Origin of the sequence: Pseudomonas sp. NY15372, assembly GCF_048068215.1 — a bacterium.
GTDB lineage: Bacteria > Pseudomonadota > Gammaproteobacteria > Pseudomonadales > Pseudomonadaceae > Aquipseudomonas > Aquipseudomonas guariconensis_A.
In genome coordinates, this window is the sequence record NZ_JBLUPY010000029.1 from 44,822 (window position 1) to 51,849 (window position 7,028).

Annotated in this window: 6 protein-coding genes; 2 read left to right on the forward strand and 4 right to left on the reverse strand. The window is 61.5% G+C overall.

All coding sequences use genetic code 11. The annotated features are described in order from the left end of the window. Positions 1–73: 73 nt before the first annotated feature. From ACNFG0_RS17645 to ACNFG0_RS17660, 4 genes are all read right to left on the reverse strand, one after another. The gene (locus tag ACNFG0_RS17645; protein ID WP_416765832.1) at positions 74–760 is read right to left on the reverse strand and encodes an SDR family oxidoreductase; all 687 of its coding nucleotides are present in this window, start codon (positions 758–760) and stop codon (positions 74–76) included. 389 nt (positions 761–1,149) lie between these two features. Then, the gene (locus tag ACNFG0_RS17650) at positions 1,150–1,740 is read right to left on the reverse strand and encodes an IMPACT family protein (RefSeq protein ID WP_416765834.1); all 591 of its coding nucleotides are present in this window, start codon (positions 1,738–1,740) and stop codon (positions 1,150–1,152) included. A gap of 9 nt (positions 1,741–1,749) precedes the next feature. Continuing rightward, positions 1,750–2,412 carry a TetR/AcrR family transcriptional regulator gene (locus ACNFG0_RS17655; RefSeq protein ID WP_084858707.1) on the reverse strand — a complete coding sequence of 221 codons (663 nt, stop codon included), beginning with the start codon at positions 2,410–2,412 and terminating at the stop codon, positions 1,750–1,752. A 90-nt stretch (positions 2,413–2,502) separates the two neighbouring features. Beyond that, positions 2,503–3,420 carry a LysR family transcriptional regulator gene (locus ACNFG0_RS17660; protein WP_416765838.1) on the reverse strand — a complete coding sequence of 306 codons (918 nt, stop codon included), beginning with the start codon at positions 3,418–3,420 and terminating at the stop codon, positions 2,503–2,505. A 263-nt stretch (positions 3,421–3,683) separates the two neighbouring features. Here ACNFG0_RS17660 and ACNFG0_RS17665 point away from each other — a divergent pair, with 263 nt between their 5' ends. Further along, on the forward strand, positions 3,684–5,030 hold the full coding sequence (locus tag ACNFG0_RS17665) for an aspartate aminotransferase family protein (RefSeq protein WP_196146411.1): 1,347 nt from the start codon (positions 3,684–3,686) through the stop codon (positions 5,028–5,030). A 68-nt stretch (positions 5,031–5,098) separates the two neighbouring features. Next, positions 5,099–6,592: a CoA-acylating methylmalonate-semialdehyde dehydrogenase gene (locus ACNFG0_RS17670; RefSeq protein WP_084858705.1), complete on the forward strand. Its 1,494-nt coding sequence runs from the start codon at positions 5,099–5,101 to the stop codon at positions 6,590–6,592. Positions 6,593–7,028: the final 436 nt, after the last annotated feature.

Consider the following 7,028-nt stretch of genomic DNA (forward strand, 5'->3'; position numbering starts at 1 on the left):
GTTGCCCTGTCTGCTGATCCAGGTTCGCCGGGGCGAGGCTTGGAGTCTACTGCCTCGCCACGTGGCTTTCAATTCACCAGATGAGGCTTTCGCCTTTGTAGTTGATGAAGTGCAGGCCGGCGCGGCCGCTTTGGGCCTTGACCTGCTCAAGCATGCCGCGGGTGCTGGTAAGGACGTCGATGTCGGCACCTTCGCCACCCATTTCGGTTTTCACCCAGCCGGGGTGCATGGCCAGCACGCACAGGTCGGGACGTTGCAGGTCGACCACGAAACTGTTGATCATCGAGTTGAGGGCGGCCTTGCTGGCCTTGTACAGGCAGATCTCGCCGCCATCGGGGATGGTCACGCTGCCCAGGATGGAACTCATGAAGGCCAGTACACCTGTGCCCTCGCGGACCTGCCCCGCCAGGCGTCGGGCGACACGGATCGGTGCCACGGCGTTGGTCATGAACAGATTGCCCAGCGCCTCGGTGCGGACGGTTTCTGGGTCTTGTGGCAGCGGCCCCATCACGCCGGCGTTGATGAACAGCAAGTCGAGGACTTCGTCTTGCAGGCGCTCGCGAAGGGCGTCCAGTTGGGCGGTGTCGTTCATCTCGAGGGTTTCGATGCGCACACCGGGCAGCGCACGTAGTGCATCGGCCTTCTGCAGGTCACGCACGGTGGCAATGACCTTCCAGCCATCTTCATGCAAACGTTGCACCAGGCCCAGACCCAGCCCGCGAGAGGCTCCGATGATCAGGGCGGTTTTAGAGGTGGGCATGGCGGAGACTCCTTGAACATCCGAGGGTGAGGTCCAGAGCATACGCCAGAAGCGGGCAGGCCGCCTGGTAGAGGTTGTTCAAAAAATGATCAGTTGCCCCAAGCCCTTTGAATTCGCGCGTTACGCTCAGGGGTTCACGGGTTATCCACAGCACATTCCACATTATCTGTGAGCAAGCCTTTATCGGGGAAACCTGTGCCGCAGGTGTGTCACAGCACTCAGGGGTTGGGGATAACTCGCTGTTATTCGGGTACTTTCAACGCTGTCATGAAAATGTGATCAAAATATGATCAATGCCTTCCAGGCCTTGTAGTTCAAGGCCTGGGCGTGAATGCCCCAAGCTTATCCACAGGTGGGCCCACAGTTGTTGTGAGCAATCTGCAGGCTTCTCAGCGCTCGCACGGCTCCAGCCGGATCCGCCCGCGACTCAGGTCAGCCAACTGTTGCTGCAGCCCTTCGAGATGGGCCTCGCCGAGGGCGACCTGCAAGTCCACGCCATTGGCCGTGAACTGTTCGTCCAACACCAGGCCGTCTACGTCCGCCAGGCGCAGCTTGAGCAGTGCCAGTTCGCTGAAGCTGCAGCTGCAGCGGTATTCGCTGCGCTGCACCAGCACCCGTTTGGGCGCTTGTTGCAGGCATTTGTTGGCGCCGCCGCCGTATGCGCGGGCCAGCCCGCCGGTGCCCAGCTGGATGCCGCCATACCAACGGATCACCAGCACCACCACCTGGTCGCAATCCTGGGCCTCGATGGCTGCGAGGATCGGTCGGCCGGCGGTGCCGCCAGGTTCGCCGTCGTCGCTGCTGCGGTATTGAGCGCCCAGTTTCCAGGCCCAGCAGTTATGGGTGGCGGCCAAGTCGCTGTGGCGTTCGATGAAGCTCATCGCCTCGGCCGGGCTGCTGATCGGCGCGGCGAGGGTGATGAAGCGGCTCTTGCGGATTTCCTCGCGGAATTCGCAGAGGTCGAGCAGGGTAGAAGGCATAGGTCCGGGTCAGGCTGTCGGGGTGATGCCACAGCCTTTGAGAATGATGTGGATAAGGTTGTTGCTGGCGTCTTCCATGTCTTGCTTGGTCAGGCGGCTGCGGCCGGTGACTTGGCAGATCTGGGTGGCGAAGTCGGCATAGTGCTGGGTGCTGCCCCACAGCAGGAAGATCAGGTGCACCGGGTCGACCGGGTCCATCTTGCCAGCATCGATCCAGGCTTGGAATACCGCCGCCCGGCCACGGAACCAGTCGCGGTAGTCGGCACTGAAGTACTCGCTCAGGCACTGGCCGCCGCTGATCACCTCCATGGCGAAGATCCGCGAGGCCTGCGGGTTGCGCCGGGAGAACTCCATCTTGGTGCGGATGTAGTGGCTCAGCGCCTGGGCCGGGTCGTCCTCGACGCTCAGGGCGTTGAAGGTGCTGTCCCACAGTTCGATGATGTTGCTCAGCACGGCGATGTACAGGCCAAGCTTGTTGGTGAAGTAGTAATGCAGGTTGGCCTTGGGCAAGCCGGCCTTCAGGGCGATGGTGTTCATGCTGGTGCCCTTGAAACCATGGCGGGCGAACTCGTCTTCGGCGGCCTGGATGATGGCTTGTTCGTTTTTCTGACGAATGCGGCCGGCGGGTTTGCCCGAGGTGGAAGGTAGGTGCGCAGGGACTTCAAGGGTCATGGACGGTTCCGTACGGTTCAGTGGCAACGGATGTCGGACAAGATTACCTTCCTGTGCCGAAGTGACAAGCACTGGCGGCATGCATAGGCATCAGCGTGTCGCAGCCAGGCTTTCGAGGAAGCTTTCCAGCACCAGGTTCGGTCGGCGGCCCTTGCGGGTCACCCAGCTCAGGCTCAGGTCGTAGAAGCGCTCGGCCGGCTTCAAGGCGCGCAGGCGGCCCTGCTGTACCCAGAAGGACGCGTAGTGGTCGGGCAGGTAGCCGATATAGCGCCCAGTTAGAATCAGGAACGCCATGCCTTCGCGGTCCGACGCGCTGGCCGTGCAATGCAGGGCCTGGTAGTGCGCCTGGATGTCGGCGGGCAGGCGGAAGGTCGGCGCGATCGCATCCTGGCTGTTGAGACGCCGGTCGTCGACCTGCTGGTCGTCGGCATAGAACAACGGGTGGCCTACGGCGCAATAGAGCAGCGAGCGTTCGCTGTACAGGGGCTGGTATTCCAGGCCCGAGAGCGGGCTGGTCTGGGGCACCACACCCACATGCAGGCTGCCGTCCAGCACGCCCTGCTCGACCTGGCTGGGGGCGATCATGCGGATCTGGATGCGCACGTCGGGGCCGCGGTCCTTGAGTTCGGCCAAGGCGTGGGTGATACGCATGTGCGGCAGGGTGACCAGGTTGTCGGTCAGGCCAATGTTCAGCTCGCCGCGCAGGTGTTGGTGCAACCCGTTGACTTCGGTGCGGAAGGTTTCCAGGGCGCTGAGCAGTTGCAGCGCCGAGTGATAGACCTCGCGACCTTCCTCGGTCAGCGAGAAACCGGCCCGGCCCCGTTGGCACAGGCGCAGGCCGAGGCGCTGCTCCAGGTCGTTCATCTGCTGGCTGATGGCCGAGCGACCGATGCCGAGGACATTCTCGGCTGCCGAGAATCCTCCGCATTCCACCACGCTGCGGTAGATCTTCAGCAGGCGGATATCGAAGTCGCTGACCTGGGCGAGTGGCTGTGGACGTTTCACGATGGGCCTTCGTTGGAGTGGGACGGGAGCACAACCTTAAAGCCAAACCTTGTGGATAAAACAGTCGATCCCATGCAGTCGCAGGGTTGCGAGCGTGCAGCCCGCGGGCAGCTCATTGATTGGCAAGGTGTTTCCGGCAAGGGGCTTTAAGTTTAGTGGGTGCATATCCAAAGATTAGAAAAGCAGAGTTTTTCTTACGTTATCCCCATGCCACCTTAGCTGCAACAACATCCATCGTTGCCTAATCGTCTTCCGAGGAACCGCCGATGAACATGCCCGAAACCGCCGCCACCGGCATTGCCAGCCAGCTCAAGCTGGATGCCCACTGGATGCCCTACACCGCCAACCGCAACTTCCAGCGCGACCCGCGCTTGATCGTCGCGGCCGAAGGCAGCTACCTGGTCGACGACAAGGGGCGCAAGGTCTTCGATGCCTTGTCGGGTCTGTGGACCTGCGGCGCCGGGCATACCCGTAAGGAAATCTCCGAAGCGGTGGCGCGCCAGGTCGGTGTGCTGGACTATTCCCCGGCGTTCCAGTTCGGCCATCCGCTGGCCTTCCAGTTGGCCGAGAAAATCACCGAGCTGACCCCGGGCGACCTGAACCATGTGTTCTTCACCAACTCCGGTTCCGAGTGCTGCGACACCGCACTGAAGATGGTGCGTGCCTATTGGCGCCTGAAAGGCCAGGCGACCAAGACCAAGATCATCGGTCGTGCCCGTGGCTATCACGGCGTGAACATCGCCGGTACCAGCCTGGGTGGGGTCAATGGCAACCGCAAGCTGTTCGGCCAGTTGCTGGATGTCGACCACCTGCCCCACACTCTTCTGCCGGGCAACGCTTTCACCAAGGGCATGCCGGAAGAGGGCGGTATCGCCCTGGCCGACGAGATGCTCAAGCTGATCGAGCTGCATGACGCCTCGAACATCGCCGCCGTCATCGTCGAGCCACTGGCCGGTTCCGCGGGCGTGCTGCCGCCGCCGAAGGGCTACCTCAAGCGCCTGCGCGAGATCTGCACCCAGCACAACATCCTGCTGATCTTCGACGAAGTGATCACCGGCTTCGGCCGCATGGGCGCCATGACCGGCTCCGAAGCCTTCGGCGTGACCCCTGACCTGATGTGCATCGCCAAGCAGGTCACCAACGGCGCCATTCCCATGGGCGCGGTGATCGCGAGCAGCGAGATCTACCAAACCTTCATGAACCAGCCGACGCCCGAATACGCTGTGGAATTCCCCCATGGCTATACCTATTCGGCCCACCCGGTGGCCTGCGCCGCTGGCATCGCCGCGCTGGACCTTCTGCAAAAAGAAAGCCTGGTGCAGTCGGCTGCCGAGCTGGCGCCGCACTTCGAGAAGGTGCTGCACGACATCAAGGGCACCAAGAATGTCATCGACATCCGCAACTATGGCCTGGCCGGTGCCATCCAGATCGCTGCGCGTGACGGCGATGCCATCGTGCGTCCCTACGAGGCGGCGATGAAGCTGTGGAAGGCCGGCTTCTATGTCCGCTTCGGTGGCGACACCCTGCAGTTCGGCCCAACCTTCAACACCCAGCCGCAGGAACTGGACCGCCTGTTCGATGCGGTGGGTGAAGCCCTGAACCAGATCGACTGATCTTTTCCGACTCTGACGACAGGCGCGTTCCTACGCGCCTGCCTCTACCTTCTTATCTGGAGTACTGCATGAGCATCGTTCAGCACCTGATCAACGGCGAGCTGGTTTCCAAGGGCGAGCGCACCGCCGATGTCTTCAACCCGTCCACGGGCGAGAGTACCCGCAAGGTCGAACTGGCCAGCCGCGCCACCGTCCAGGAAGCCATCGATTCGGCCAAAGCTGCATTCCCGGCCTGGCGTAACATGCCGCCGGCCAAGCGTGCCCAGGTGATGTTCCGCTTCAAGCAACTGCTGGAGCAGAACGAAGCGCGTATTTCGCAACTGATCAGCGAAGAGCACGGCAAGACCCTGGAAGACGCTGCCGGTGAACTCAAGCGCGGCATCGAGAACGTCGAGTTCGCCTGCGCCGCGCCGGAGCTGCTCAAGGGTGAGTACAGCCGCAACGTTGGCCCGAACATCGACGCCTGGTCCGACTTCCAGCCGTTGGGCATCGTCGCCGGCATCACCCCGTTCAACTTCCCGGCCATGGTGCCGCTGTGGATGTACCCGCTGGCCATTGCCTGTGGCAACGCCTTCATCCTCAAGCCGTCCGAGCGTGACCCGAGCTCGACCCTGTTCATCGCCCAGTTGCTCCACGAAGCAGGCTTGCCCAAAGGCATCCTCAACGTTGTGCATGGCGACAAGGAAGCGGTCGATGCATTGATCGAGGCGCCAGAGGTCAAGGCCCTGAGCTTCGTGGGGTCGACCCCGATCGCCGAATACATCTATGCCGAAGGCACCAAGCGCGGCAAGCGTGTGCAGGCTTTGGGGGGCGCGAAGAACCATGCCGTGCTGATGCCCGACGCCGACCTGGACAACGCGGTCAGCGCGCTGATGGGCGCGGCCTACGGTTCCTGCGGCGAGCGCTGCATGGCTATTTCGGTCGCAGTGTGCGTGGGCGACCAGGTTGCCGATGCGCTGATCGCCAAGCTTGAGCCGCAGATCAAGGCACTGAAGATCGGTGCCGGTACTTCCTGTGGCCTGGACATGGGCCCGTTGGTGACTGCTGCAGCCCGTGACAAGGTGGTGGGCTATATCGATGACGGTGTGGCTGCTGGTGCCAAGCTGGTGGTCGACGGTCGTGGCCTGCGCGTGAGCGGTCATGAGGACGGCTACTTCGTTGGCGGCACTCTGTTCGACCATGTCACCCCGCAAATGCGCATCTATAAAGAAGAGATCTTCGGCCCGGTGCTGTGCGTGGTGCGTGTGAACAGCCTGGAAGATGCCATGCGCCTGATCAACGAGCATGAGTACGGCAACGGCACTTGCATCTTCACCCGTGACGGTGAGGCAGCGCGCCTGTTCTGCGATGAGATCGAGGTGGGCATGGTGGGTGTCAACGTGCCGCTGCCGGTGCCGGTGGCCTACCACAGCTTCGGTGGTTGGAAACGTTCGTTGTTTGGCGACCTGCATGCCTATGGCCCGGACGGGGTGCGCTTCTATACCCGTCGCAAGGCCATTACCCAGCGCTGGCCGCAGCGGGCGAGCCATGAGGCTTCGCAGTTTGCGTTTCCTAGTCTTTAAATAGAGTGGGTTGAAGCGGGGAGGCCGGTAGGCCTCCCCGCTTTGTTTTTCGGCAATATCGAAGTTTTTTGAAAATAACGGTTGACGTGCCGTTTCAGGGGCCTATAATGCGCCCCACTTCCGATGCAGTAGAAACGCAAAACTCCTTGAGATTCAATGAGTTGAACGGTTCAGGTGGTATCGGAAGGCTTCGGTCTCACAGATCGGCAGCGGTGAAAAAGGCAGTTGACAGCAGGTTTTAACGCTGTATGATTCGCCTCCCGCTACGAGAGATCGCAGCGCGTTAAGCGGTTGAAGTTGAACGACTTTCTCGTAAGAAACTTCAAAATAAACGCTTGACAGACTTTGAGGAAAGCGTAGAATGCGCGGCCTCGGTTGAGACAACGCTCTTAACCAAATCGCTCTTTAACAATCGAATCAAGCAATTCGTGTGGGT